We start from the raw sequence: 1997 nt of genomic DNA on the forward strand, positions 1-1997 counted from the left end.
ATTATACTCTTATATACTTTATTTTTTTATAAATTTTATCATTTTTTACTCCATTATTTACCATTAAAATTAATAATAAATTCTTTATATTTTACATATCATAAATATTATTTGTAAATATATATAACAAAGTTCAACCTAACAATAATCTATCTTTAATCTACTGTATTTTATATTCATTTACATATAAAGTTTTACATATCAAAAAGGAATTGCCTCCTAAATGATTTTAATCACTTTAAGGCAATTCCTATATGTATTAATTATTCTTTATTATTGTACAGCTTTACTACTTTGAGATGGAATAAAGTTTCCTATTATTCCTGCTATTAAAACTGGAACTACCCAGTTAAATCCTAATGAAGCTAATGGTAAGCTATTAACTAGAGGAATATTTACACCAAAGCTTGTTGCAACTGTTAATACACTTACTAACAATGCCATATATGCAGCGCATTTGAATACGTTGTCATTTTTAATTTGATTACTAAATAATGCTAGTATAACTAGAGTTATAGTTGCTGGATATACCATACTTAATATAGGAGAAGAGAATTTTATTATTGTACTTACTCCAAAGTTTGATATGATTGCACTAAATACACAAACTGCTATAACTATATGCTCATATTTTAATTTTCCATTTGTAAGTGTTGAGAAATACTGACCTGCTGCTGAAGAAAGACCTATAGCTGTTGTTAAACATGCTAATGCAACTATAATAGCCAATAGAATCTTACCTGTATTTCCAAGTAATGCTGCTGTTATTGAAACTATTAAAGCTGTTTGTTGAACATCTTGTCCATATATTTCAGATACAGTTGCTCCAAGGTAACATAATCCACCATAAACTAGTGCCATACCTATTACCGCTATAACACCTGCACTTACTGTAGCTTTCATCTTTTCTTTTTCACCTGTATATCCTTTAGATATTACTGACATGATTATAATTGATGCAAATACACTAGCTGCCAATGCATCCATTGTTTGATATCCTTGAGTTATACCTTCTGAAAACACATTTTGTATTAAAGAAGCATCTCTTATGTCTCCTAATGGAGATACAATACCTTTAACTATCAATACTGCTAAAGCTATAAGTAAAGCTGGAGTTAAAATTGATCCAACTATATCTACAACTTTTGATGGTCTTATTGTTAAAATCAATACTATAGCAAAGAATACTATAGAGAATATTACTGGGCTTATTCCTGAACCTATTGTAGGTAGTATACCCATTTCATAAGTTGTTGCTGCTGTTCTAGGTATTGCCAAAAGTGGCCCTATACAGATTACCATTGCACATCCTAGTACAATACTTAATCCTTTACCAGCTCTTGAAAACATTTTTGATGTGTCTCCATTGAACTTAGTTGCTGCTATAACTGCTAATAATGCCAAACCACCATCTGCGAAAAGGAATCCTATGAAAGCTACTAGCCAGCTACTTCCGGATAAAACTCCTAGATATGGAGGGAATATTAAGTTCCCAGCACCAAAAAACATTGCAAATAGTGCAAATCCAATTACAATTACATCTTTAAACTTGATTTGTTTCTCACCCATTTAAAGCACCCCCATTTGAATTTTACTACTTTTTATTACATTTTACCAAAAAATAAGTCCAATCTCTTCTTAAATGAAAACCTTTTGACGAGATTTTATTTAATTATACATTTTTGACTTAAACTTGTCAATTATGTTTCATAATTTATAAAATCTTCGCAATATTTAGTACAACTTTCTTAATTAAATAAAATTAACATGTATACTTTAAACATAGATGTTTTTTTTATTTTTATTTAATTTTTCTTGACAAAATTAAAACTTTTAAATCATCTTAATTGTATGACTTTTCGAATTATTTGCATTGTTCCAATTTATATTGCTTTATAGACAATATTAATGTATGCATCACTCTCCTTTTTATTTGTGTATAATCTTTTAAGTTCAATTTAAATTTTAAATATTTAAATATTTTGTGTTTATTATAT

1 protein-coding gene is annotated in these 1997 nt (G+C 27.9%); it reads right to left on the reverse strand.

Annotated elements, in window-relative coordinates; genetic code table 11:
* Positions 1-273: 273 nt before the first annotated feature.
* The gene (gene brnQ, locus KGF48_RS19720) at positions 274-1569 is read right to left on the reverse strand and encodes a branched-chain amino acid transport system II carrier protein (protein ID WP_227841101.1); all 1296 of its coding nucleotides are present in this window, start codon (positions 1567-1569) and stop codon (positions 274-276) included.
* Positions 1570-1997: the final 428 nt, after the last annotated feature.

It is taken from the genome of Clostridioides sp. ZZV15-6388 (assembly GCF_020657755.1).
In the GTDB taxonomy this organism is placed as follows: Bacteria; Bacillota; Clostridia; order Peptostreptococcales; family Peptostreptococcaceae; genus Clostridioides.